This is a genomic window from Kribbella sp. CA-294648 (assembly GCF_050943845.1).
In the GTDB taxonomy this organism is placed as follows: domain Bacteria; phylum Actinomycetota; class Actinomycetes; order Propionibacteriales; family Kribbellaceae; genus Kribbella.
Genome location: NZ_CP191981.1, coordinates 6,875,552 through 6,900,270 on the forward strand (window position 1 = coordinate 6,875,552; position 24,719 = coordinate 6,900,270).

General features: G+C 68.5%; 21 protein-coding genes. 13 read left to right on the forward strand and 8 right to left on the reverse strand.

Annotation, left to right across the window (positions count from 1 at the left end; genetic code table 11):
* Positions 1-121: 121 nt before the first annotated feature.
* Positions 122-625: a MaoC family dehydratase gene (locus ACQPYM_RS32515; RefSeq protein WP_433008138.1), complete on the reverse strand. Its 504-nt coding sequence runs from the start codon at positions 623-625 to the stop codon at positions 122-124.
* A 214-nt stretch (positions 626-839) separates the two neighbouring features.
* On the opposite strand from ACQPYM_RS32515, the gene ACQPYM_RS32520 reads away from it, so the two are divergent.
* Both ACQPYM_RS32520 and ACQPYM_RS32525 read left to right on the forward strand, forming a co-directional pair.
* Complete coding sequence (locus tag ACQPYM_RS32520; protein WP_433008140.1) at positions 840-1,883, forward strand: ArsR/SmtB family transcription factor; 1,044 nt, start codon at positions 840-842, stop codon at positions 1,881-1,883.
* 13 nt (positions 1,884-1,896) lie between these two features.
* A complete protein-coding gene (locus ACQPYM_RS32525) occupies positions 1,897-4,821 on the forward strand; it encodes a BTAD domain-containing putative transcriptional regulator (protein WP_433008142.1) in 2,925 nt (974 codons plus the stop codon).
* Between the two features lie 12 nt (positions 4,822-4,833).
* On the opposite strand, the gene ACQPYM_RS32530 is transcribed toward ACQPYM_RS32525, so the two are convergent.
* The gene (locus tag ACQPYM_RS32530; protein WP_433008144.1) at positions 4,834-5,352 is read right to left on the reverse strand and encodes a general stress protein; all 519 of its coding nucleotides are present in this window, start codon (positions 5,350-5,352) and stop codon (positions 4,834-4,836) included.
* 75 nt (positions 5,353-5,427) lie between these two features.
* On the opposite strand from ACQPYM_RS32530, the gene ACQPYM_RS32535 reads away from it, so the two are divergent.
* On the forward strand, positions 5,428-6,534 hold the full coding sequence (locus ACQPYM_RS32535; protein ID WP_433008146.1) for a magnesium and cobalt transport protein CorA: 1,107 nt from the start codon (positions 5,428-5,430) through the stop codon (positions 6,532-6,534).
* Between the two features lie 227 nt (positions 6,535-6,761).
* Positions 6,762-7,787: an ArsR/SmtB family transcription factor gene (locus ACQPYM_RS32540; protein WP_433008148.1), complete on the forward strand. Its 1,026-nt coding sequence runs from the start codon at positions 6,762-6,764 to the stop codon at positions 7,785-7,787.
* A 4-nt stretch (positions 7,788-7,791) separates the two neighbouring features.
* Here ACQPYM_RS32540 and ACQPYM_RS32545 read toward each other — a convergent pair whose 3' ends face one another.
* Together ACQPYM_RS32545 and ACQPYM_RS32550 are read right to left on the reverse strand one after the other, a co-directional pair.
* Positions 7,792-8,982, reverse strand: a complete 1,191-nt coding sequence (locus ACQPYM_RS32545) for an acyl-CoA dehydrogenase family protein (protein WP_433008150.1) — start codon at positions 8,980-8,982, stop codon at positions 7,792-7,794.
* A gap of 168 nt (positions 8,983-9,150) precedes the next feature.
* The gene (locus ACQPYM_RS32550) at positions 9,151-10,695 is read right to left on the reverse strand and encodes a protein kinase domain-containing protein (RefSeq protein WP_433008152.1); all 1,545 of its coding nucleotides are present in this window, start codon (positions 10,693-10,695) and stop codon (positions 9,151-9,153) included.
* A gap of 226 nt (positions 10,696-10,921) precedes the next feature.
* Between ACQPYM_RS32550 and ACQPYM_RS32555 the strand changes: the two genes are divergently transcribed.
* Positions 10,922-11,590: a peptidylprolyl isomerase gene (locus tag ACQPYM_RS32555; RefSeq protein ID WP_433008154.1), complete on the forward strand. Its 669-nt coding sequence runs from the start codon at positions 10,922-10,924 to the stop codon at positions 11,588-11,590.
* 107 nt (positions 11,591-11,697) lie between these two features.
* Here the strand turns inward: ACQPYM_RS32555 and ACQPYM_RS32560 are convergent, their stop codons facing one another.
* Positions 11,698-12,672, reverse strand: coding sequence for an HpcH/HpaI aldolase/citrate lyase family protein (locus ACQPYM_RS32560; RefSeq protein ID WP_433008156.1), 975 nt, complete (start codon positions 12,670-12,672; stop codon positions 11,698-11,700).
* Positions 12,673-12,821: 149 nt separating this feature from the next.
* Between ACQPYM_RS32560 and ACQPYM_RS32565 the strand changes: the two genes are divergently transcribed.
* From ACQPYM_RS32565 to ACQPYM_RS32595, 7 genes are all read left to right on the forward strand, one after another.
* On the forward strand, positions 12,822-13,781 hold the full coding sequence (locus tag ACQPYM_RS32565; protein WP_433008158.1) for a hypothetical protein: 960 nt from the start codon (positions 12,822-12,824) through the stop codon (positions 13,779-13,781).
* Positions 13,771-14,580, forward strand: a complete 810-nt coding sequence (locus tag ACQPYM_RS32570) for a hypothetical protein (RefSeq protein WP_433008160.1) — start codon at positions 13,771-13,773, stop codon at positions 14,578-14,580. Before ACQPYM_RS32565 ends, ACQPYM_RS32570 begins: the two co-directional genes overlap by 11 nt.
* A gap of 12 nt (positions 14,581-14,592) precedes the next feature.
* Positions 14,593-15,120, forward strand: coding sequence for a hypothetical protein (locus ACQPYM_RS32575; protein ID WP_433008162.1), 528 nt, complete (start codon positions 14,593-14,595; stop codon positions 15,118-15,120).
* Positions 15,121-15,181: 61 nt separating this feature from the next.
* A complete protein-coding gene (locus tag ACQPYM_RS32580) occupies positions 15,182-16,447 on the forward strand; it encodes a magnesium transporter MgtE N-terminal domain-containing protein (protein WP_433008164.1) in 1,266 nt (421 codons plus the stop codon).
* Complete coding sequence (locus ACQPYM_RS32585; RefSeq protein ID WP_433008166.1) at positions 16,437-16,973, forward strand: DUF1003 domain-containing protein; 537 nt, start codon at positions 16,437-16,439, stop codon at positions 16,971-16,973. Before ACQPYM_RS32580 ends, ACQPYM_RS32585 begins: the two co-directional genes overlap by 11 nt.
* 78 nt (positions 16,974-17,051) lie before the next feature.
* Entirely contained in the window at positions 17,052-18,197 is a 1,146-nt protein-coding gene (locus tag ACQPYM_RS32590; RefSeq protein ID WP_433008168.1) for an Mrp/NBP35 family ATP-binding protein, read from the forward strand.
* 71 nt (positions 18,198-18,268) lie between these two features.
* Positions 18,269-19,345: a GNAT family N-acetyltransferase gene (locus ACQPYM_RS32595; RefSeq protein ID WP_433008170.1), complete on the forward strand. Its 1,077-nt coding sequence runs from the start codon at positions 18,269-18,271 to the stop codon at positions 19,343-19,345.
* Between the two features lie 54 nt (positions 19,346-19,399).
* Here ACQPYM_RS32595 and ACQPYM_RS32600 read toward each other — a convergent pair whose 3' ends face one another.
* Positions 19,400-22,582, reverse strand: coding sequence for a S8 family serine peptidase (locus ACQPYM_RS32600; RefSeq protein WP_433008172.1), 3,183 nt, complete (start codon positions 22,580-22,582; stop codon positions 19,400-19,402).
* Between the two features lie 163 nt (positions 22,583-22,745).
* Positions 22,746-23,507: a helix-turn-helix domain-containing protein gene (locus tag ACQPYM_RS32605; protein WP_433008174.1), complete on the reverse strand. Its 762-nt coding sequence runs from the start codon at positions 23,505-23,507 to the stop codon at positions 22,746-22,748.
* Between the two features lie 26 nt (positions 23,508-23,533).
* Between ACQPYM_RS32605 and ACQPYM_RS32610 the strand changes: the two genes are divergently transcribed.
* Positions 23,534-24,115, forward strand: coding sequence for a TIGR03086 family metal-binding protein (locus ACQPYM_RS32610; RefSeq protein ID WP_433008176.1), 582 nt, complete (start codon positions 23,534-23,536; stop codon positions 24,113-24,115).
* A 34-nt stretch (positions 24,116-24,149) separates the two neighbouring features.
* Here ACQPYM_RS32610 and ACQPYM_RS32615 read toward each other — a convergent pair whose 3' ends face one another.
* A complete protein-coding gene (locus ACQPYM_RS32615) occupies positions 24,150-24,719 on the reverse strand; it encodes a dihydrofolate reductase family protein (protein WP_433008178.1) in 570 nt (189 codons plus the stop codon).

Consider the following 24,719-nt stretch of genomic DNA (forward strand, 5'->3'; position numbering starts at 1 on the left):
CAGCACCTGAGCGTCGTACTGGCAGGTAGCCACTCACCCGGTGCACAAAGTGCACGTTTCGGGATGCGCCGGCAGCCAGCCGGCGGTGGGGTGGGGTGGGGTGGGGTGGGGCGGGGGTGGGTCAGGTGAGGGGGGTGGGGCGGGCCGGCTGGTCTCCGCCGCGGGCTTGCAGGTAGCTGTCTTTCGGGACCATGACCTTGCGCTTGAACAGGCAGACCACGGTGCCGTCCTGCTTGTAGCCCTTGGTTTCGACGTAGACGACGCCGCGGTCGTCCTTGGACTTGGACTCCCACTTGTCCAGCACGGTGGTCTCGCCGTAGATGGTGTCGCCGTGGAAGGTCGGGGCGATGTGCCGCAACGACTCGATCTCCAGGTTGGCGATCGCCTTGCCGCTCACGTCGGGGACCGACATGCCGAGCAGGATCGAGTAGATGTAGTTGCCAACCACAACGTTCTTGCCGAACTGGGTGGTCTGCTCGGCGTAGTTGGCGTCCAGGTGCAGCGGGTGGTGGTTCATCGTGAGCAGGCAGAACAGGTGGTCGTCGGACTCGGTGACCGTCTTGCCGGGCCAGTGCTTGTACACCGCGCCGACCTCGAACTCCTCGTAACTGCGACCGAACTGCATCCCTGCTCCTTCCGCTGACCCCGTCCCGCGGCCCATGCTGCCCAATCGGGGGCCGCAGCGGCAGTACCTCGCCGCGTGGCCTTCCTCTCAGCAGCGTCACGGCCCGGGAGAGATACGTCACCCGCAGGTGAGCGATCGGTAAGGCCTTGCTGTTTCCCTGGTCTTCTGGGGCCGCTGGAGCCGCCTTGGAGGCTCCGGACTGGGAAGGAACAGCATGCTGCGTATTCACTTCACCGCCGAGGACATCGCCCGGACGACGCTGGCCGCGGAGCCGGACCCGCTCTGGGAGGTGTTGCTGAGCCTCCACATGCTGCAGGTCGAGGACGGCCCGCTCGCGTACGGCGCCTGGCGGCAGCGGATGCGTCGCAGGCTCCAACGGGAGGTGGTCGGACCGCTGGCCGCGCTGGCGCCGCCGGTGGGCTACTCCCCCGACTTCCTGACGCCGACCAGCCAGTCGAGTGACTTCGGTGACGCGGTGGACCTGATGTTGTCGACGCCACGCCACCGGGTCCGCAGGGACCTGTCGCTGCTGAAGCCGAACCGTACGTCGGTCACTTGGGTGCGCCAGCTCAGCGAGGCCCGCCCGGAGAGCCTGCATCGGCTCGGCCACTCGGTGCGGGTGTACCACCGGTCCGCGCTGGCGGCGTACTGGCCGTCGTTGCGGTCGGCGGTGCAGGCGGACAACCGGCACCGGATGCACCAGCTGACCACAGGTGGAGTCGGGTCGATGCTGACCGGGATCCACCCGCAGGCGCGCTGGCAGGGGCAGGTCCTGGAGATCCCCGCCTTCCCGGACGGGGAGATGCGGCTCAACGGCCGGGGTCTGCGGCTGCAGCCGTCGTACTTCTGCTGGAAGCAGCCCACGAAGCTGATGGACGACCAGCTCCCCCCGGTCCTCGTGTTCCCGGTCCAGTACGCCGGTGGGCTGCTGCACAAGGAGCGCTCGAGTGAGGACACGCAGGAGCGGCTGGCCTCACTGGTCGGCCGGACCCGCGCGACCGTCCTGGCCCTGACCGTCGAGGGCGCGACCACGACTCAGCTGGCTCGCTCCTGCAGCATCACCTTGGCCACTGCCAGCCACCAGACCGCCGTACTGCGGGACGCCGGTCTGATCATTTCGCAGCGCCGGGGCAAATCGGTGATCCATCAGGCAACCCAACTCGGACACGCGTTGCTGGAAGGTACCGACCCCTGGTCAGGTAACACTGACCTGCATGAGTCCCGTCTTCCGTCTGCTAGGTCCCATTGCGGTCCTTGAGGAGGGAACGGAGGTGCCGATCGGGGCACCCCGGTTGCGGAACCTGCTGGCCGCCCTGCTGATCAACGCGAACCAGACCGTCACCTTCCCGGAGTTGGTCCTCTGGCTCTGGGGTGGTGAGCCGCCGACCCGGCCGCAGCGCGCCCTGCACACGGCCGTGTCGAGGCTGCGGGCCGTGCTCGGCCCGGAAGCCCGGCTCCAGACGGTGATCGGCGGCTACCGACTGGATGTCGAGGATCACCAGCTGGACCTTCTGCAGTTCCGGCTGCTGGCGGCTGCCGGCACCATCGAGGACCTGACGGCGGCACTGCAGCTGTGGGAAGGGGAGCCGCTGACCGGCACCCTGGACTACCCGGTGGTCCGGGACCAGAGAGCGGTGCTGCAGGAGGAGTGGCTGCGCGTCACCGAGCAGCTGATCGACGAACGGCTCACCCTGCGTGAGCACACCCAACTGGTACCGGAGCTGACCGCACTGACCAAGCAGTACCCGCTCCGCGAGCGGTTCTGGGCCCAGCTGATGCTCGCCCTGCACAACTCGGCTCGGCAGGGTGACGCCCTGGCGGCGTACCACCAGGTGGCTGCTCTGCTGCGGGACGAGCTGGGTGTCGATCCCGGTGAGGAGATCCGTCGCGTCCACATCGCCGTACTGGCCGGGCAACAGACTGAGCGCCCGGCGGCCTCGGCCGAGTGGCAGGTGCACCGGCAGCTCCCACTCGACATCGGGGACTTCGTCGGCCGTCAGGACGAGGTGGACGCGATCCTGGACCGGCTGACGAGCCCTGCCGCAGTACCGGTGGTCACCATCAGCGGGCCGCCGGGTGCGGGCAAGACGGCGCTGGCAGTGCGGGTCGCTCACCGGTTGCGGAGCAGGTATCCCGACGGGCAGTGGTACGTGCGCCTGGACGGCGCCGGTGACTCCGAGAGGGACCCACTGGAGGTACTGCGCTCGCTGCTGGAGCTGGCCGGTGCTGAGGCGATGACGGGTGATGTCGACACACTGTCGGCCCGGTTGCGCTCGCTACTGGCCGACAAGCGGGTCCTGATCCTGCTCGACGATGCCAAGAACTCACCGCAGGTCCGGCCACTACTGCCGGGCTCACGCGACAGCGCAGTACTGGTGACGAGCCGGAATGAGCTGGCCGGGTTGAGTGTCCTGGACAGCGCATTGGGCACGACGGTCGCAGTACTGGAGTTGGCCGAAGCCGTTGAGCTACTGCGGGCTGTACTCGGGTCGGAAAGAGTCGATGGTGAGCTACCGGCTGTGGAGGAGCTAGCCAAGCTCTGTGGCTGTCTCCCCCTCGCTCTGCGGATCGCCGCCGGTCACCTGGCTCAACGCTCGGAGGACTCGATCGCGGCGTACGTCGAGGAGCTTCGGGGCAGCAACAGGTTGCTGGCGCTGTCAGTAGTCGGTGAACCCGACGCAGCCGTCGAGGGCGCCTTCGCGCGTTCGTACGAGGGCTTGCTCCCCGACTCCCGACACCTGTTCGCCCTACTGGGACTGGTGCCCGGTCCAGACGTGACAATCCCGACTGCCGCCGCACTACTCGGCACGGGAACGCAGGAGGCCGGCACACTCCTCGACAGCCTGGTCAGCGCCAACCTGCTGGTCCGCCAAGCCGACCGGTACCGCATGCACGACCTCATCCGCCTGTACGCCGAACAGCGTGCCGAGGCGGAGCCGGAAGCCCAGGCGGCCTGGCTGCGACTGTGTGAGTGGTACCTGTCGACCGCTGACGCCGCTACCCGCTTCGCCTACCTGCCTGCGGTCCGGCTGACACCTCGACTCGGCTCGCAGACGTTCGGCGACCCCGACGAGGCGCACACCTGGCTCGAGCAGGAGGAGGCGGGCCTGGTTGCCATGATCAAGCGCGCTGCCGAGCGCGGCCCGAATCAGGTGGCGTGGCAGTTGGCCGACATCCTCCGCCACTACCTGACCATCAACCATAGGCTGGATGCGTGGCGGGCAACGGTTCTGGCCGGGATGGCGGCCGCCAGGAACAGTGGCGACCTCGGCGGGCAAGGCGCGATGCTGCACAGTCTTGGAGCGCTGCAGTTCGTCAGTGGCGACAACGCCGCGGCCATCGAGCTGGCCCGTGAGGCTGCGGAGTTCTACGCGCGGGCGGGATTCACCCTGGGGTACTCGGCACTGCTCTGCAACCTGGGCATGGCCTACGACGATAAGGGCCAGTCGCTGAAGGCAGCGGAGTTGCTGAAGCGGGGAGTCGCCGGTCTGCGCGAGCACGACCGCCCGGTAGCTCTGGCCAACGCCCTGAACAGCCTCAGCAATGCGCAGTGCAACCTGGGCGACCTCGCCGGGGCACTCGCGGCCGCGGACGAGGCTGTCGCCATCGCGCCCGACAGCCGCAGCAGGACAGTGGCTCTGTTCAACCGAGGCGTGGCCCACCGGTTACTGGGAGACCTGACCCAAGCAGAGACGGATCTCAGCGAGGCCGCGCAGTCGGAGGACGAGTCACTGCCGCAGCAGTACGAGACGGCCTTGCTCTACGCCGATCTGGGCTACCTGGAGGAGGCCGAGAGCTGGACCAGAAGGGCACTGACCCGCAGCCACGGCAGCGGCCGGCCGTGGCACGAGGCCGCGGCTCTGAACGTCCTGGGAAAGATCTGCAGCCGGCGGGGCCACTGGAACGACGCTGCGCGCCATCACCAGGCTGCTCGCGGTATCGCCCGCAGCAACGGCCACCAGGCCACAGTCGCGGAGTCCGTGCTGGGCCTGGCCGAAGCCGACCTGGGGCGAGGGCAACCGGAACGGGCAGCGGAGCTGGCCAAGCAGGCGTTGCGGTCCGCCCGCCAGCTCGGCCATCGCATCCTCGCCTGCCGTGCCTTGCTCCTGCTCGCCGTCGTGGAACCTGCCGCCGGCCACGCCACCGAAGCGGCCAGGATCCAGGAGGAGACCGGCTTCGTCCCCGGTGTCAGCTAGTGCCCTGCGTTCCTAGTTCGACTGCTCCGGCAGCCGCGGGGCGACCTCGCCCTTGAGGGCCAGCTTGGCCAGGTGGTTCCGGGCCTCTTCGGCGTGCTTGAAGTCGCACAGCACGTCGTACGTCGTCGCCACCACCGCGGTGCGCGAGGTGAAGTCGCGGCGGCCGCCGAGCTGGGCGTAGCCGATCGCACCGAACGCCATCCCGAAGAGCGCGCCCAGCACCACGCCGGTCACCACGGCCGCCAGCCAGCCGCCGTTGCCGCTGGTGAACAAGCCGAGCAGGACACCGACGAACAGGCCGAACCAGGCGCCGCTGGCCAGCCCGGCGGTGAGTGCCTTGCCCCAGCTCAGCCGCCCGGTGATCTTCTCCACCTGGCGAAGGTTGTTGCCGACGATGGTGGTGTGCTCGACCGGGAACTTCTCGTCCGAGAGGTAGTCGACCGCTCGCTGCGCCTCCCGGTAGGTGTCATAGGTCCCGATCGTCAGACCGGTGGGTCTGGGGTCCATCGAGGGCATGCCCTGCGTGGTCATCGTCGTTCCTCTCCGCTTGCTGGCAACTCCATCATTGCCGACGACTGGTGACGGGCCGTTGATAGCCTCGCCTCGATGACCGGATGGAAGTGGGACATGGGCGCGACACGCCGGGTGGGACGCGTCTTCGCCAGGCGTTCCCCGGGTGCCGGCGCACCTCTCGACCTGGTCGGCAGCGGCAAGCTGGACGGCGCCCTGGTCGACTGGGCCTACTACCGGGGCGGCCGCCGCGACCCCCGGCCCGCGTCGTACGTCGACGCCCTCACCCGGGCCAGACGCGGCGACGGGTTCGTCTGGATCGGTCTGTTCGAGCCCAACGAGCGCCAGCTGGCAGTGCTCGGCAGTGAGTTCGGGTTGCACCAGCTGGCGCTCGAGGACGCCACCGAGGCACACCAGCGGCCGAAGCTGGAGCGGTACGGCGAGACGCTGTTCGCAGTACTGAAGACGGTCCGGTACGTGCCGCACGGCGACCTGACCGCCACCAGTGAGGTGGTGGAGACCGGTGAGGTGATGGTCTTCTGCGGTCCCGGCTTCGTGATCACCGTGCGGCACGGGGACCACGGCGAGCTGACCGGGCTGCGGCAGCAGCTGGAGAAGGTGCCGAAACGTCTGGCGGCCGGACCGGGCGGCGTACTGCACGCCATCGCCGACCATGTGGTCGACAGCTACCTTGCCGTCGCGGCCGCGGTACAGGCCGACATCGACCTGATCGAGGTCGACATGTTCAGCCCGCGGGGCTGGCGCAACATCGACCGGGTGTACCAGCTCAAGCGCGAGGTACTGGAGCTGAAGCGGGCAGTGGCGCCGCTGACCGGCCCGATGCGCGCGCTGTCGACACAGGAGCACCCGCTGATCAGCGACGAGACCAGGAACTACTTCCGCGACGTCGACGACCACCTGCTGCGGGTCAAGGAGCAGGTGGTCTCGTTCGACGAGCTGCTGAGCTCGATCCTGCAGGCCGGGCTGGCCCAGGTCCAGGTGTCGGAGAACGACGACATGCGCCGGATCTCTGCCTGGGTGGCGATCCTCGCGGTGCCGACGATGATCGCCGGCGTCTACGGGATGAACTTCGACAACATGCCCGAGACGACCTGGAAGTACGGGTACTACGCGGTGCTCGGGCTGATGCTGACCGCCTGCACGGTGCTCTACCTGTTGTTCAAGCGCAATCGGTGGCTCTGACAACTCACCGCCACCCGCATTGACCGGCCGGCCGCCATACCCGTTCTCCGGCCGGTTGGCAACCTCTTGCCATGGCCGCCACTGCCCCGGCCGAGTGTGACTCAAACGGTTGTGTGCTCTGGAATAGACCTGATTCAATCGGGCCATAGCGTTCGGTCAGTGGTCCGCCACGATCCGCGACCGACGGCAACGGGGACGCCGGGACGCTGAGGATGAGGGAGGGTTCCGTGCTGCGCATTCATTTCACTCCACGCGACCTCGCGCGGACGACCGTCTCCACGAAGCCGGCGCCGTCGTGGGAGATCCTGCTCAGTCTGCACATGCTCCAGCACTCCGAGGGCCGGCTGATCTTCGAGGACTGGCGCCGCTCGATCCGCACCAAGGTGGCGCCGGACCAGATGCGGCTGCTGCTCGAGCTGACCCCGCCGAAGGGCTACTCCCCCGACTTCCTCACCCCGGCCGCGTCCGCGCCGGACTTCGAGACCGCGCTGGAGCTGATGCTGTCGACGCCACGTCAGCAGTTGCGCAGCCAGCTGCAATTGCTGAGCAGGTACCGTCCGGTCTCCCCGTGGACCCGGGAGCTGGCACAGGGCGAGAGCAGCGCCCTGCACAAGCTCGGCCGGGCGATCCGGTCGTACCACGATGCCGCCATCGCGCCGTACTGGAAGTCGATCGGCACCCACGTCTCCGCTGACCACGCGCATCGCGGCGAAGCCCTTGCACGGCACGGTGTCGACCGGTTGCTGTCGACGCTGCACCCGCGCGTCCGCTGGGTGGCGCCGGTGCTGCAGGTGCTGGACATGCAGGACCGCGACCTCTACCTGGACGGGCGTGGCATCGAGCTGCAGCCGTCCGCCTTCTGCTGGCAGGTCCCCACCAAGCTGCGGGATCCCGAGCTGAAGCCGATCCTGGTCTACCCGATCCAGCACGCGCCGGGCATCCTGCGCCAGGCCACCTCCGACTCGACGGACTCCTCGGACGTCCTCGGCTCCCTGCTCGGCTCCACGCGCGCCGCCGCGCTGGAAGCCACAGTGACCGGCTGTACGACGACCGAGCTGGCCCGCCGTTGCAAGATCTCCCCGGCCGCGGCCAGCCACCAGGCGACCGTACTGCGGGAGGCGGGGCTGATCACCACGCGGCGAGTCGGCGCATCCGTCCAGCACGAGGTGACCCAGTTGGGCATCTGGCTACTGTCCGGCCACGGCTCCGGCAGCCTGCGCCAGAACGCGCGGCCCGCAGTACCAGCGCACTGAAGTCCTACAGCTTGTAGTCCTCGAGCAGACGACGGCCGATGATCATCCGCTGGATGTCGGCCGTGCCCTCGCCGATCAGCAACATCGGCGCCTCGCGGTAGAGCCGCTCGATCTCGTACTCCTTGGAGAACCCGTAGCCGCCGTGGATCCGGAACGAGTCCTCGACCACCTGTGAGCAGTACTCACTGGCCAGGTACTTCGCCACGCCGGCCTCGAAGTCGTTGCGCGAACCGGCGTCCTTCTTCCGGGCCGCCTTGACCATCAGCTCGTGCGCGGCCTCCACCTTGACCGCCATGTCGGCCAGCCGGAACAACACCGCCTGGTGCTCGGCGATCTTCTTGCCGAACGTCTCGCGCTGCTGGGCGTAGGAGATGCCGAGCTCGAACGCCCGCCGGGCCACCCCGCAGCCGCGCGCGGCCACGTTCACCCGGCCGACCTCGACACCGTCCATCATCTGGTAGAAACCCCTGCCCGGTACGCCGCCGAGGATCTGGCCGGCGTCGATCCGGTAGCCGTCGAAGATCAGCTCGGTCGTGTCGACGCCCTTGTAGCCCATCTTCTCGATCTTGCCCGGCACGGTCAGGCCCTTGTCGACCTCACCGAAACCCGGCTCCTTCTCGACCAGGAAGGTGGTCATGTTCTTGTAGACCGAGTCCGAGCCCTCGTCGGTCTTGGTCAGGACGGCGACCAGGTTGGCGCTGCCGCCGTTGGTCAGCCACATCTTCTGGCCGTTGACGACGTACATGTCACCATCTTTGACGGCCTTGGTCTTGATCGCGGCGACGTCGGAACCACAGCCGGGCTCGGACATCGAGAACGCGCCGCGGACCTCGCCGGCGGCCATCCGCGGCAGGTACTTCTGCTTCTGCTCGTCGGTGCCGTGCTGCAGCAGCATGTAGGCGACGATGAAGTGCGTGTTGATGATGCCCGACACGCTCATCCAGCCGCGGGCGATCTCCTCGACGCAGAGCGCGTAGGTGAGCAGCGACTCGCCCAGCCCGCCGTACTCCTCCGGGATCATCAGCCCGAACAGGCCGAGCTCCTTGAGGCCCTCGACGATCTGGGTCGGGTACTCGTCCTTGTGTTCCAGCTCGGTCGCCACCGGCAGGATCTCGGACTCGACGAAGGCCCGGACCGTCTTCAGGATCTCCTCCTGGATGTCGGTGAGTCCCTCGGTCTGCTGCAACCTGCTCATCAGCGGCGCTCCTTCCGTCGGCCCGCGACCCCTAGCTACGGCACTACTGGTGAGTATCGCGGCTCCCAGCATGTCGGCCCAGCCCGACACCCGCTGTGACACCGGCCACCCCGCGACCGTCACCTGCCTCACGCCGGTACTGCGGTGCGCGGGGTTCGGCCGGCTGGTTCAGTTGCTGTTCCAGCCGTTGCCGTTCCAGCCGCTGCCGTCACCGTCGTTGTTGTCGCCGTCGCCGTCGTCCTCCCGCAACGTAGCGCCGATGACCGCGAACATGGCGGAGATCTGCGGGGTGGAGCGCCAGCGCCCTTCGCGCTGAGCCTCCAGCAGCCGCTGCCTGGCCTGCTGGAACTGCTTCCTCGCCTGCTCGACGTCGTCTTCCTCGAGCGCCTTGGCCGCCTGATCCAGATCCTTGGCAGCCTCGCGCGCGGTCTTCATGCCGCGCTCCTGCTCGTGCTGCCGCAGCATCTGGGCCAACAACCGCAGCGACGCCGGCGAACCGACCTGCGGAGTAGACGGCTTCTTCGTAGCGGTCTTCTTGGGCGTCGGCTTCTTACTGGGCGTCTTACTCGGCGTAGGAGTCGCCTTGGGCGTCACCACCGCCTTGACCGTCACAGACGGAGTAACCGAAGGCACCCCACCCGCCTGAGCCGGCGAATCAGAAGCCACCCCCTGCCGCAACAACACAGCAATAACCACCCCAACCACCACAACCCCAGCCGCCACACCGGCCTTCACAAACGCTCCCCGCCGCGACTCCCGCTCAACCGGCTCGTCACGCTCGTCAAACGCACCCGCCGGCAAGATCCCCGCCGCAGCCACCGGCGCCGACCCTGCAGCTGCTTCTGCGGAGCCTCCAACTACCTGTGCCGGAAGCGTCGGCAGGACTCGGGTGCTGTTGTCTGCGGGTTGGGTCGTGGAGCTGTTCAGGTACGCGGCTACTGCAGCGGCTGAGGAGGGGCGAGCGGCTGGGTTTTTGGAGAGGAGGGTCATGACTAGGTCTGCTAGGCCGGGGACTGTCTCGGTCTGGCGGACTGGGGGTGGTGGGGTGTCCAGGTGTTGGTGCATGACGTTCATGACGTCTGTGCCGGTGAAGGGTGGCGTGCCTTCGAGGAGTTCGTAGAGGACGCAGCCGAAGGCGTACCAGTCGCTGGCGGGGGTGGCGCGCTCGCCGCGGACCTGTTCGGGCGAGACGTAGCCGGCGGTGCCGAGTAGTACCGGTCCAGTGGAGTTGTCGACGCCAACGGCCTGGGCGATACCGAAGTCGGTCATCTTGAGTGTGCCGTCGGGCGCCAGCAACAGGTTGCCGGGTTTCACGTCGCGGTGGACGATCCCCGCCGCGTGGGCCGCATCCAACGCGCGAGCACCCTGCAGTGCGATGTCAGCGACGAATTGATCCGGCGGCAACCCCTTCGAGCGCAGCAACTGCGCCAGGTCCGGCCCGTCGACGAGTTCCATCACCAGGAAGACCTGGCCGTTCGCAGTACCGACGTCGTAGGTCGCGACCACGTTCGGATGGGTCAGCCGGGCCGACGCGCGTGCCTCGGTGCGGAAGCGCTCGACGGCGTCCACCGGGTCGCCTTCCAGCCGGCGCAGCAGTTTCACCGCCACCGGTCGGGCCAGCACCGAGTCCTCGGCCCGCCACACCTCGCCCGCGCCGCCGCGCCCCAGCGGGGCCAGCAATCGATAGCGCCCCGCGAGTACCTCGCCGTTCACACCCAACACCTCACTGTCAGCCGATCAGCGCCCCACCCTAGGCGGCTCGCCCGCCCGGTGCGAGTGCGCGGCCCTTTCCTTCGGCAAAACCTGAGGTGGCGGACCCCCAGGCCATCAAAGCCCCCACGCGTACGCCGGGCTGCCCGGCGGCCCGGCGTACGGGTCGGGCGTTTGATGGGCCGGGAATCCGGTGACATCGCTGTCACCCGCAGCTAGGTTGACCCGTATGTTGCGCAAACTCAGCTTGCTGGTCGTCGCCGGACTTGCCGCGTCGACCCTGACCTCGACCACCGCGGGCGCCGCGCCCGCCGCACCGGCCGGGACCCGGCCGCCGACCGTGCAGTGCGAGTTCACCCCGACTCCGGAGAACCCGGCCGCCAAGCCGGTCACCATCCCACCGGCCACCGCGGTCGCGAAGGGCACCGTCGACGTGTTCTTCGCGACCAACTACGGCTCGTTCGTGGTCCGGATGGATCGCGCGAACGCGCCCTGTGGCGTGTCCAGCTTCGTGCACCTGACCAACAGCCGGTTCTACGACAGGACCCAGTGCTTCCGGCTGACCAACTCCGCCCGGCTCGGTGTCCTGCAGTGCGGTGACATCTATCGGCAGGAGGAGGGCGGACCGGGGTACAAGTTCCCCGACGAGGTGACCGGCAAGGAGACCTACCCCCGCGGCACCGTTGCCATGGGCAACCAAGGCCCGGGCACCAACGGCAGCGAGTTCTTCGTCGTGCACTCGTTCGCCAACATCCCGCCGAACTACACCGTGCTCGGCCGGGTGATCCACGGGATGGCCACCTTCGACCGGATGGTCAAGGCCGGCATCGCCGACCCGGACCTGGACGGCCCGCCGGCCCGCCCGATCCACATCCTCAAGGCGCTCACCTTCAGCTGACCCCCCAGCCCCCTCTGGTGGGTTTGAACACCTTCCGGTGACCTTGAACAGGAAATGACTTGTTCAAGGTGCCAAAAGAGGGTGCGAACCCACCAGTGGTGGCGCGGTCAGGCCTCGGGCTTCCAGATGTTGGTGCGGGTCATGCCGGCGGCGCGGCCCTTGGCGGAGATGACGAGGGCCATCTTGCGGGACGCCTCGTCGATCATCTCGTCGCCGAGCATCACCGCGCCGCGGGCGCCACCGGCGGCCGAGGTGTAGTGGTCGTAGGCATCGAGGATGTTCTCGGAGTGGTCGTAGTCGTCCTGGCGCGGCGAGTAGACCTCGTTCGCGGCGGCGATCTGGTCCGGGTGCAGCACCCACTTGCCGTCGAAGCCGAGCGCGGCCGAGCGGCTCGCGACCCGGCGGAAGCCGTCCAGCTCCTTGATCTGCAGGTACGGCCCGTCGATCGCCTGCTTCCCGTACGCCCGGGCGGCCATCAGGATCTGCATCAAGATGTAGTGGTAGGCGTCACCGACGTCGTACCCGGGCGGCTGCTCGCCGACCACCAGCGACTTCATGTTGATCGAGGCCATGAAGTCGGCCGGGCCGAAGATGATCGTCTCGACCCGCGGCGAGGCGGCCGCGATCGCGTTCACGTTGGTCAGGCCGAGCGCGTTCTCGATCTGCGCCTCGATCCCGAGCCGGCCCGGCTCCAGGCCGTGCACCTTCTCCAGCTGGGTCAGCAGCAGATCGAGCGCGACCACCTGCTCGGCGGTCTGCACCTTCGGCAGCATGATGCAGTCGAGGTTGGCACCGGCCCCGCCGACCACCTCGATCACGTCGGCGTAGGTCCACTCGGTGGTCCAGTCGTTCACCCGGACCACCCGGGTCTTGCTGCCCCAGCCGCCCTCGTTCAGCGCCGCGACGATGTTCTTGCGCGCGTCCACCTTGGCGATCGGCGCGACCGAGTCCTCCAGGTCGAGGAACACCTGGTCGGCGTCCAGGCCCTTGGCCTTCTCCAGGAAGCGCGGGTTGGAGCCCGGCGTCGCCAGGCACGAACGCCTGCTCCGGAAGGCCTTGCCGGTGGTTGTCTCGTCAGCCATCGCCGCATCCCTAAGCTCGGTTACCCGTCAGTCACTCGCAGCGTACGGCGAAACCGCCCGCTCGGCGCCGGTGACATCGCTCACGCCAGTCGGCGATGTGGTGGGGGTCACCGCAAGACACAGACCCCGGTGTGGGCGATGATCGTGCAGTGCTGGAGCCACTCGGTCTGACCCGCGCTGAGCAGGACCTGTATGAGCGACTCGTGTCCAACCGGCCGCTGACGCAGGCGGAAGTGGGCGACCCGGCCGCCGCCGACCGGCTGGTGGAACTCGGCCTGATCACGCTCATGCCGTCCGACCCACCGCGCTACCTCGTGCTCCCGCCGGACATCACCCTGGAGCTCCTGGTCCGCGACCGCGAGCTGGAGCTGGCCAAGGCCCGGCAGGAGACCGTCCTGCTCGCCACCCGCTTCCACACCAGTACTGCGCGCAGCGAGCCGCCCGAGCTGATCGAGGTCCTGCGGGGCGAGCCGGAGATCGCCGACGGGATCGAGCGGCTGGTCCGCAGCGCCAAGGGCGAGCTGTCCTTCTCGGACGCGCCGCCGTTCATGGAAGACCCGTCGCAGGTGGACCAGGAGCCGCTGGAGAAGCTCGCCGAGATGGACATCAGTATCCGGATCCTCTACGACCGGACCCGCTCGGTGGACCGGCCGGGGCGACTGGCGGCCCGGGTGCGGGGCGTCAACGACGGCGAGCAGGCCCGGGTCGGCGACGTACCGCTCAAGATGCTGCTGACCGACGGGCCGATGGCGTTCGTCCCGATCGACGTCAACGCGACCAGCTACACGGCCGGTCTGCTGATCCATGACCCGGTCCTGGTCACCGGGCTGCAGGGCCTGTTCGAGCAGCTCTGGAGCCGGGCCATCCCGCTGGCCACGTACGCCGGGCAGTCAAGCAGCGCGGACGAGCCCACCGACCAGGAGCGCGACCTGCTCGCCCTGCTGATGTCAGGGCTCACCGACAGCGAGTCGGCCGCCCAGCTCGGCTGGACCGAGCGCAGTGTGCGGTCCAGGATCGAGCGGATGCGACTACGGCTGGGTACCGACACCAGGTTCCAGGCGGGCTACCAGGCTGTACTGCGGGGATGGTTGGACCCACATGACGGATGACCTGACAGTGCTCGGGCTGACGCCGGCCGAGCACGCGGCGTACCGGGCTCTGGTCTCGCATGAGCCGGTGGCTGACAGCGACGCGGTGACGGCCCTGGTGGACAAGGGACTGGCGACGCTGGTGGACGGCGTCACCGTCGCAGTGTCGCCGGACATCGCGCTGGAGGTGCTGCTGGTCGACCACGAGCAGCGGCTGCGGGAGGCCCGCGAACACATCGCCGCCCTCAAGGTCGCCTACCGCAAGCATGTGACCAGGCCGACGCCGACACTGATCGAGTACGTGAGCGGTGTGGCGGCTGTGCGTCAACGGGTCGCCCAGGTCCAGCAGGCGGCGCGGTCCGAGGTGCGGAGGTTGATCCGGTCGCAGCAACCGCCCGTCGAGGTCCATGTGGACTGCCGGACCATCTATGAGGCGGCAGTACTGCCGACGGACGCTCCTGCCGAGGCGCGAGTGGTGCCACTGCTGCCGATGGAGCTGTACCTCCTCGACGAGCGGCTGGGGCTGATAGTGCTCGGGGAGGACCGTGCTGCGATCTTGCAGCCGTGCGGGTTGCTCGACGCCTATCAGGAGCTCTTCGAGAGGCAGTGGGAGCGGGCGCTGCCTGCTGTGCCGGATGACGAGGCAGAGACGCGTCTGCTGATCTCACTGCTGCTGTCGGGCTTCTCGGATCAGGCGATAGCGCAGGAACTCGGGGTCAGCCCGCGGACGGCTCAGCGCAAGCTGGCGGCGCTACTGCACGGCCTGGGTGCCCACACTCGGTTCCAAGCGGGAGTGCAGGCTGCCATCCGTGACTTGTGACACCCTGTGCTGGTGACGACTGACGAGGCTGTTGCGGAGATCGCCGGGGTGATGAAGAAGGCCGGCCTCGTCTGGTTGTCGTGGAACGGCGGCCGGCCCGCCCCTGCTTGGTTCGCCACAGTGGACGGTGCGTACGTAGTACTGGCTGACAGGGCTGGGAGTGCTGAGCAGCCGCTGCCCGGGTTGGCTGAAGCGGGCACGGCTGAGGTCGTAGTACCGGCCAAGCCTGCGACTAGTCGCCTGGCGGGCTGGAAGGCCGCAGTACGGCGGCTGGAGCCCGGTAGCGAGGAGTGGACCGCCGCAGCCCAGGTACTGCGAACGGAGCGGCTCAACGCCGACGGTCTGGACACTCAGCTCGACCGCTGGCAGTCCGAAGCCGACCTGCTCGTCCTGGAGCCCACCGGCGAAATCACCGAGGCCGCGGGCCGGTACGACGACCGCCTGCGACTGGAGACGCCCGCAGGCAGCCCTGCCACGACTCGCGGCAAACGCCCGATCACCCTTCACCGCCGCTCCAGCCGCCGACCCAAGCTCACCTGACGGTCACCGGGCGCCGGGACAATGTACGGAGTTTTAGTCCTGGGGCACTAGCCTCAGTGCCATGAGCGGATCACCGTCGCGCGTTTACATCGCCCGGCTGGCCGGTCTCCCGGTGTACGACCCGAACGGGGACCAGGTCGGCAAGGTTCGCGACGTCGTCGTCATGCTCCGGCAGGGGACGCAGCCGCCACGGGTGCTCGGGCTGGTGGTCGAGGTGTTCACCCGGCGGCGGATCTTCCTGCCGATGACCCGGGTGACGTCGGTCGAGGCCGGTCACGTGATAACCACCGGGCTGGTGAACATGCGCCGCTTCAAGCAGCGCGCGACCGAAGTACTGGTGCTCGGTGAGCTGCTGGACCGGACCGTGACGATCCGCGAGTCGGGGACCGAGGCGACCGTCTTCGACCTGGCGATGGAGCAGTGGCGGACCCGCGACTGGGTGCTGTCGAAGGTCGCGGTGACCGAGGGCGCGAAGCGGTTCCGGCGGCGCCGCGGACAGTCGCACGTGCTCGACTGGGTCGATGTGAGCGGCTTCGCGCAGATGGAGGAGGGCCAGGGCGCGACCCACATCCTGGCCGCTTTCGAATCGATGAAGCCGGCCGACCTGGCCGGAGTACTGCACGAGCTTTCACCCAAGCGGCGCAAGGAGATCGCTGCGGCTCTGGACGACGAGCGGCTGGCCGACGTACTGGAGGAGCTGCCCGAGGACGACCAGGTGGAGATCCTGGCCGGGCTGGACACCGAGCGGGCCGCGGACGTGCTCGAGGAGATGTCTCCCGACGACGCGGCCGACCTGATCGCCGAGCTGCCGACCGACACGGCCGAACGGCTGCTGACCCTGATGGAGCCGGACGAGGCCGAGGACGTCCGCCGGCTGCTGACCTACGAGGAGCGCACGGCCGGCGGCCTGATGACGTCGGAGCCGGTGATCCTGCCGGCCGACGCGACCATCGCCGACGCGCTCGCGCACGTCCGCAACGCGGAACTGAGCCCGGCCCTGGCCGCGATGATCTACGTCTGCCGGCCGCCGCTGGAGACGCCGACCGGCCGGTTCATCGGCGTCGGGCACATCCAGCGGCTGCTCCGCGAACCGCCGTCCGCGCTGGTGTCCGTTGCCCTGGACACCGATCTCGACGGGCTCCGGCCGGACGACAGTCTGCATGCCGTGAGCAAGTACCTCGCCACCTACAACCTGGTGGCGGCGCCGGTACTGGACGACGAGGGCCGGCTGCTCGGCGCGGTCACCGTCGACGACGTACTGGACCATCTACTCCCCGACGACTGGCGCGAACCCGATCAGCAGGAGGTGGACGGCCATGCCCCGTGACGACCGCAGTAGCGACGAGCGCCGGTTGATGCGGCCGGCCGCCGACCGGCTGGACATCCCGCGCGAGCTGCGCCGGACGATCGTGCGCCGGCGCGCGTACGACGCGGACGCCTTCGGCCGGCTGTCCGAGCGGATCGCCCGCTTCCTCGGCACGGGGCAGTTCCTGGTCTACATGACCGGCACGATCGTCTTCTGGGTGACCTGGAACATCTTCGCGCCCGAGCACCTGCGCTGGGACCAGTACCCGTTCATCTTCCTGACCCTCGCGCTCAGCCTGCAGGCCTCGTACGCCGCTCCGCTGATCCTGCTCGCCCAGAACCGGCAGGAGTCCCGCGACCGGGTCCAGTACGAACGCGACCGCGACGTGGACGACCGGACCCGCGCCGACATGGAGTTCCTGGCCCGCGAGATGGCCTCCCTCCGGATGTCCGTCGGCGAGGTCGCCACCCGGGACTTCCTCCGCTCGGAACTCCGCTCCCTGCTGGCCGAACTGGAACTCAAGGACCGCGAGGACGACCGCGTCTGAGGTTAGGGTCGCCTTGCCGGGCCTACGTCACATGGACCGGGATGGGTGGGTGTGTGGGGAGCACGTAGCCTGGTGGGTATGGCCCCAACTGCTGACCAAGTGACCGCCGCGCTCGGTGGCGTCATCGACCCGGAGATCAAGAAGCCGATCACTGAACTCGGCATGGTCGAATCGGTCGTGGTGAAGACCGATGGCGTGGTCGCGGTGAAAATCCTGCTGACCGTCGCCGGCTGCCCGATGAAGGACACGCTGCGCCGCGACACCACCGCCGCCGTCAGCGCGCTCGACGGCGTGACCGGGGTGGAGATCGAGCTCGGGGTGATGTCGGCCGAGCAGCGCGCGGCCCTGCAGACGCAGTTGCGCGGCGGGGTGGCGGAGAAGGAGATCCCGTTCTCCCGGGCCGACTCGCTGACCAAGGTGTTCGCGATCGCCTCCGGCAAGGGTGGCGTCGGCAAGTCGTCGGTGACGGTGAACCTGGCCGTCGCGATGGCGGCCAAGGGGTTGTCGGTCGGTGTCCTGGACGCCGACATCTACGGTCACTCGATCCCGGCGATGTTCGGGGTGGCCGACGAGCGGCCGACCGCGGTCGACGACATGATCATGCCGGTGCCCGCGCACGGCGTGAAGGTGATCTCGATCGGCATGCTGAAGCCCAAGCGCGACCAGGTGGTCGCCTGGCGCGGGCCGATCCTGGACCGTGCGCTGGTGCAGATGCTGGCCGACGTCTACTGGGGCGACCTCGACGTCCTGCTGCTCGACCTGCCGCCGGGCACCGGTGACATCGCGATCTCGGTCGGCCAGCGGCTGACCAGCGCCGAGGTGATCGTCGTGACCACCCCGCAGGAGGCCGCCGCCGAGGTGGCCGAGCGGGCCGGGACGATGGCCCAGATGGTGCACCAGCGAGTGGCCGGCGTGATCGAGAACATGTCCTTCCTGCCCTGCCCGCACTGCGGTCCCGAGCACCGGATCGAGATCTTCGGCTCCGGCGGCGGCGCCCGGGTGGCGGCAACCCTGTCTCAGCGCCTTGGGTACGACATCCCCCTGCTGGGCGAGGTGCCGCTGGACGAGCGCCTTCGCAGCGGCGGCGACATCGGCGAGCCGCTGGTGAAGGCAGACCCGGAGACCCCGGCTGCCCTGGTCCTCGGCGAGATCGCCGAGCGCCTGGGCGGCAAACCCCGAGGCCTCCTCGGCCGCCAACTGGGCCTCTCCCCCGTCGGCCGCTGATTTTCCGGGCGTCAATCTGGGCGACTGAATTACCGGTTGCCCTCTGCCCGCGCATTCGGAAGAGTGCGCGGGTGGTCCTTCCCAGCGATGCCCCTGTCCTGACCGACGGCGTGGTGACCTTGCGTCCGCCGCGCCCGGATGACCTGCCCGGCGCGATCGAGCGCTACACCAGCGAGAACACCTCGTACGACGCCGCTGACGCGCGCAACTGGATCCTGCACGGCATCACCGAGTCGTGGTCGGCCGGCACCCGCCTCGTCTTCGTGATCGAGTACCAGAACCGGTACGCCGGAACCGTCGGCCTGGAGCCCGACCGCCTGGGCAACGCGAGTGTGCACTTCGGCTTGTCCCCGTGGGCCCGAGGAGCCGGCGTCGCCTCGCGGGCGGTGCGACTGGCGCTGGAGTTCGGCTTCTCCACTTGCGGGTTCGCCGTCATTCACTGGTGGGCGGTGCGGGGCAACTGGGGGTCCCGCCGAGTCGCCTGGGCCACCGGGTTCCACTTCGGCCCTACGATTCCGGATATGGCGGAAACCGGCGGCCGGCGTACCGATGCCTGGACCGGATGGATCTCACCGTCCGATCGACGCGCACCGCGCGGACCATGGTTCGAGAATCCTGTGCTGGAGACCGACCGGCTGCGGTTGCGGACCTGGCGCGGCGATGAGGTCGAGCGGATCACGACGGCACGGACCAATCAGGCGACGGCTCATTTTCTGCCCTTCATCCCGCAGCCCTTCACTGCGGAGGACGCTCGCTTCTGGCTGAAGGACATGGCTGAGCAAGCGGCGGCGGGGGTGCGGTTCAACTGGTGCCTGGCTGATCGCGCGTCGGATGTTGCTCTAGGCAACCTCACGCTGTTCGACCTGCGCAACGGTGCGGGCGAGCTCGGCTACTGGCTGCATCCCGAGGCTCAGGGCCGGGGGCTGACCGCCGAGGCGGTGCGAGGAGTGGCGCAGTGGTTCTTCGCTCCTGTGCCGGAGGGCTTCGGTCAGCGGCGCTTGGTGATCCGCACCGCCGGTACCAACGTCGCCGCCCGCCGCAGCGCGGAAGCAGCCGGCTTCCGCCACGCCGGAACGGAACACCAGGCCTTCTCCCTCCGATCCGGCGTCCTGGACGACCGCGTCACCTACGAGCTCCTCCACACCTGACAGGCCAAACCGAAGCCCTCGCCGCAACCGGCGAGGGCCTCGGGATGTTTCGGACTACTTCAGTTTGTAGGCGGAGATGACTGACTGGTCGGTGGTGTTGCCGGCTCGATCGACCAGGTGGGCTCGAAGCGAGACGGTGGGGCCGGCCGGGGTGATGAAGGCGGCCTGGTAGCCCTTGGTGGTGCGGGTGACCAATGCCTGCTTCCAGGTGGTGCCGTTGTCACCGGAGACCTCGACTTTCAGCGACTTGAGGTCCGTTGCGCCGTCGACCACAACCGGCAGCACGGTGAGCTTGGTGCGGGCCGCCAGATTGTCGCCGTCGACCTTGGGCTGGAAGCGGACGGTGCTGATCGCCAGCGGCGTGTCCTGCATGGACGCGGCCGAGGTGAAGGTCGCGGTCAGGTCGACGCGGGTCGCGAACTCGGTCCGCGACTGCGTTCCGGTGGTCACCAGCTTGTACGTCGCCTGGCCGGCCGGCAGGCCGTCGGCGATCACGTACCCGAAGGTGTCGTTGCTCGCCACCTGGACACCGTCCCGGTACAGGGCAACGCTCCCCGAGTCCAGCGGGGTACGACCGTAGTGCCCCTCGGCGTCACCCGCGTTCCCGGCCAGCACCACCATCGTTGCGCCTGTCCGCTGGGCCCAGAAAACGCGCGGACCGAACGCTGCCGCGTTCCACCGCTCCTGGTACGTCTGCCCGGCGCGGAACACCTGCGGCGACACGCTCTCCAGACTCCAGTCCGTGCCCTCCGCCCCACCGAGCCAGCCGTCCGGGAGCTCGTCGTAGTAGAAGCTGACCGGCCGCTTCGTGTCGAACATGATGCCGCGCGACAGGGGGACGGTGCCGGGGATCACCGGCCAGACGAACCGGTAGGCGCTGTCCCCGGACGTCGCGTTGATCGTCGAGGTCACCGTCGCAAGGTCACCCGGCCGCGCGACGCGCTCGTAGCCGGTGGCGAACATCCCAGGCTGGATTTTGGCCAGCTGGTACACATAGGGCGTGTTGGTGAAGCGGCCGTCCGCACCGGGCTTCGCCAGCTGCGACGTCACGTAGCCGCTCAGCTGCGCAGCCGGCAGCTGCGGACCGGTGCCGAGGGTGTAGAGCGCATCCCGGGACACAGCCATCCCCAACGAGAAGCGTAGTGCGCCGGGCGTCGCCGACTGCCGGGTGAAACCAGCCTCGGTTTTCACCTGTTCGGCATCCGCCGCGGGCGCGCTCTGGCGCACGGGCTTGGCCAGCCGGGCGTCGAGGACGACGGTCCGGTCGGCGTCGAGGGTGACGCTCGGAGCAGCCATTTCGTAGATCGCCCAGTCGTCCGCGGCGCGCTCGTGCTCCAGGAAGTGCTCGACGACGTAGTCCCCCTTCGGCAGCTTGACCGTCAGCGTGCCGTCGGTGTCGTACCGGGTCAGCTCGGGGTTGTCGACATCGACGATCACCACCGGGTAGTCCGACGGCGCACCGGCCGGATTGATCGTCTTCACGGTCAGGTTGTAGCTCTCGACCTCCTTCTCCACCGCGACCGGTACGCCGATCGTGTGGCCGGCCCCGGTCGCGACGATCCGGCCGGAGTAGAAGCCGTCCGGCCCGGTGTGCTTGGTGTTCGACGTGACCTGGACCGAGGCGGTCCGGCCGGCCGGCACGGTCACCGTGGTCGCGCTCAACTGCAGCGCACCCGCGGGTGCCGGGTTGCCGGCCGCGTCGTTGAAGGTCGCCGCCAGCTGCAGCGTGACCGCCTCGTCGCCGAGATTGCGATAGGTCAGCGTCTTGGTGACCGGCTCGTCGTCGGTGTGCGGATAGGTCGCCAGCCCGAACGACACATTGCCTTCCACCGCGACCACGTTCTGCTTGACCGCAGCGGCGGCGTCGATCCGCCCGGCCCCCTGCTGGACCGCCGTCTGGTCCGCGGCCGCCTTGGCCGATCCCATCAACGTGCTCTTCAGCTCACCCGCCTTCCACGCCGGGTGCTGCTGCATGAGCAGGGCCGCCGCACCAGCGGTGTGCGGCGCCGCCATCGACGTACCGGACAGCTGCAGGTACTGCTCGCCGACCGGCTCGCCGATGATCGAGTCCTTCGCCTTGGCGGCGACCACAGCGACCCCGGGCCCGGTCACGTCCGGCTTCAGCGCACTGTCGCCGACTCGCGGTCCACGACTGGAGAAGTCGGCCAACTGGTCTTGCTTGTCGACCGCTCCGACGGTCAGCGCGGCGTCCGCACTGCCCGGTGAACCGACGGTCCGGGCGGCCGGACCGGAGTTGCCGGCCGCGATCACGAACAAGGCTCCGGTCTCCGCGGTCAGCCGATTGACGGCCTCTTCCAGCGGATCGAGCTCCGGGGTGTCCGGACCGCCGAGGCTCACGTTGATGACAGCGGCCTTGATGTCCTTGGCCGCCCACTCCATCGCGGCCACGATCGCCGAGTCCGGACACTGGCCGAAGCCGTTACAGACCTGGCCGTCGTACAACTTCGCGTCCGGCGCCACCCCCTTGTACCTGCCACCCGACGCGGCACCGGTGCCCGCGATCGTGGACGCGACGTGCGTGCCGTGCCCGAAGTGATCGCCGGTCTCGGCATCGGTGAAGTTCTTCGCCTCCACCACCTGACTCGCCAGATCCGGATGTGACGCGTCGATCCCGGTGTCGAGGACGGCGACCTTCACGTCCTTGCCGGTGAAGCCCGCCTCCCACGCGGCCGGAGCACCGATCTGCGGGACCGTCTGGTCCAGCGTCACCTGACGCATGCCATCCAGCCAGATCTTGGCCGACCCACCCGGCTTCGCCAGGAAGGCACCGGCCTTCGCCTTGTCCACCGCCAGGGCCGCACCCTTGATCGACGGCAACTGCCGCTTCACCCTCGCGCCCACCGGCGCGCTGCGCTTGGCCGCCCCGTCGTACGTCGCCAGCACGGGGATCACCGTGGACGACGCATCGTCGTACCCAGCCTTGATCAACCCGGTCACGTCGAACAGCCGCTTGTCCAGCCGACCGGCGCCGATCGCCTTGGTCACATCGGACGGAATCACGTACGAGTGATCCCCCGAGCGATAGGTCTGGAAGCTGACGCGGTCCCGGCCGGCTCCCCGCTCGACCGACTGCTTCGCCGGATCCCCGCCGTGCAGGACGACCCGGTCGCCGGTGATCAGCGTGACCTGCACGTCTTTCCCAGCAGGGGCTGAGGGTTTGCCAGCAGGGCTTGGGGGTTCGCCGGCGACCGGCGCCGCACCTGCCTGTGCGGTCACCCCGGAAAGTGCAAGACCCGCGATCGCCACAACGGCGATCGCGGGCCTCGTTCTAGAACGTCGAGCCATGTCAGGCCCTCCCAGATCTCGGTCGAAGTCAACGGACCAAGACGGATCGACCGGGAGCTGACGTTGCATGCCTCGGCAGATTCGACGGCAGGTGCTAGCGCTTGCTGGGGTAGCGGGCGGCGTACGCGGTCGGGGGTTCGCTGAACATGCGGGTGAAGTCGCGTGTCAGGTGGGCCTGGTCGGCGTACCCGAGGGTGTCGGCGAGGGTGGCCCAGTCGATCGGCTTGGCTTCCGCCATCCGGTCGGCGGCCTCTTGCAGGCGATAGCGGCGAATCACCCACTTCGGCCCCACACCGACATGCTCGGCGAACAGTCGCTCGAGTTGGCGGACGCTGACCTCGAGCTGTCTGGCGAGGAGATCCACGCGTTGGATGCGGGGCTCTGTGGCGATCGTGTCGATGGCCGCGGTGGCGAGATCTGCTGATGGATCGGAGGTCGGCAGACGCTGTCGGAGCATCGCCTCGATCAGCGGGATCTCTGGGCGATCCGGTACGTCGGCGAAGACTTCCGCGGCGGGCACGGATCGGTCCGTGATCGACCGCACTGCCTTGCCGAGGAAATGCCGGAAGCAGCCGGGGCGAAACGTCACCCCGAATGCGCAACCGTTGCCGGCCAACTCCCTGAAGGTGTGGCCGCGAGAAACCCCGTGAATTTCCGGGAGGCTGCCGCAGCGGTACGACAGATTCACTTGGGGCAACGGGACGATCAACTGCCGGTACGGCGTTGTGTACCGCCAACTCGCATGCCAATAACGCACCACGAACTGCGCGAGATCCTCGGACGGCTGGAAGAACTGGTGACGCTGATGACGCGGCCAGTCGAGTTCGCGCTTGTCGCGTTTGTTCAAGACAGCCATTTAGTCCCAGACCTAACCTGTCCGGCATGCATGGACACCACCTGATGACTCGAGCCGCCGCAACAACCGCCAAGGTGGTCAGCGCGATCGAGCCCGGCCAACTCGCCGCGCCGACGCCGTGCGCGGAGTACGACGTACGGAGCCTGATCAATCATCTCCTCTTCTGGGGCCCGTCACTCGAAGCGGCTGCCCGCAAGGAGGCTCTGATGCCACCGGCTGCCGCGGAGAACGACATCGACCTCACCACCGGAGACTGCACCGTGGACCTCGCCACCCAGCTACGCCAGACAGCCGACGCCTGGAGCGACCCCGCCGCGTGGGAAGGCTTGACACCCCTCGGCGGTCAGAACTCTCCCGCCCCGTTGATCGGCGGCATGATCCTGGTCGAGTTCGTAGTCCACGGCTGGGACCTCGCCCGCGCAACAGGCCAAGACGTCAGCTACGACGACGAGGTCCTCGACTTCGTCCACACCGAAACCGTTGGTCATGCACCTTTCGGCCGCGAAATGGGTCTCTACGGCCCGGAAGTCCCCGTTCCGTCCACCGCCGCACTGCTTGACCGCACCCTCGGCTTGACGGGGAGAAATCCTCACTGGACACGGGCGTAACGCCGATCGAGCGCGGCTGAGGTTAGGCGTCGCCTCAGGCTGACACGGTGCGGCGCTGGTAGACGGTGAGCAGGGTGCTGTCGCCGTACGCCGTCGCTTCGCTGAGCGTCCACGCGGTCTTGTCCGGCGTCTCTGCCCAGAGCCGGCGGCCGTGGCCGAGGACGAGCGGTGAGGTCATCAGGTGGATCTCGTCGACGAGGTCGAGGGCGAGAAGGCTCTGGGCGAGCTGGATGCTTCCGGCCACGGAGATCTCGCCGTCGACCTCTTGCTTGAGCCGGGTCACGTCCTGTTCCAGATCGCCGCTCAGCACGGTCGTGCCTGCCCACTTGGGGTCGGTGAGGGTACGGGAGACGACGTACTTGGGCATGGTGTTGTACTTGTCGGCCAGTTCACCCTCGTACTGCGGCCAGGCTGCGGCGAAACCCTCATAGGTCCTGCGCCCGAGGAGGAGCGCGGCAGCCTGGAGCGATTCGGCCTCTTTGTACCGTTCGCCGTCGCCGCGGTCGAACTCGAAGGTCCAGTTCGGGTACTTGAAGTCCTCTCCGCCGGGTGCTTCCACGACGCCGTCGATGGACATGAACTCGGTGAGCACGATCTTGCCCAT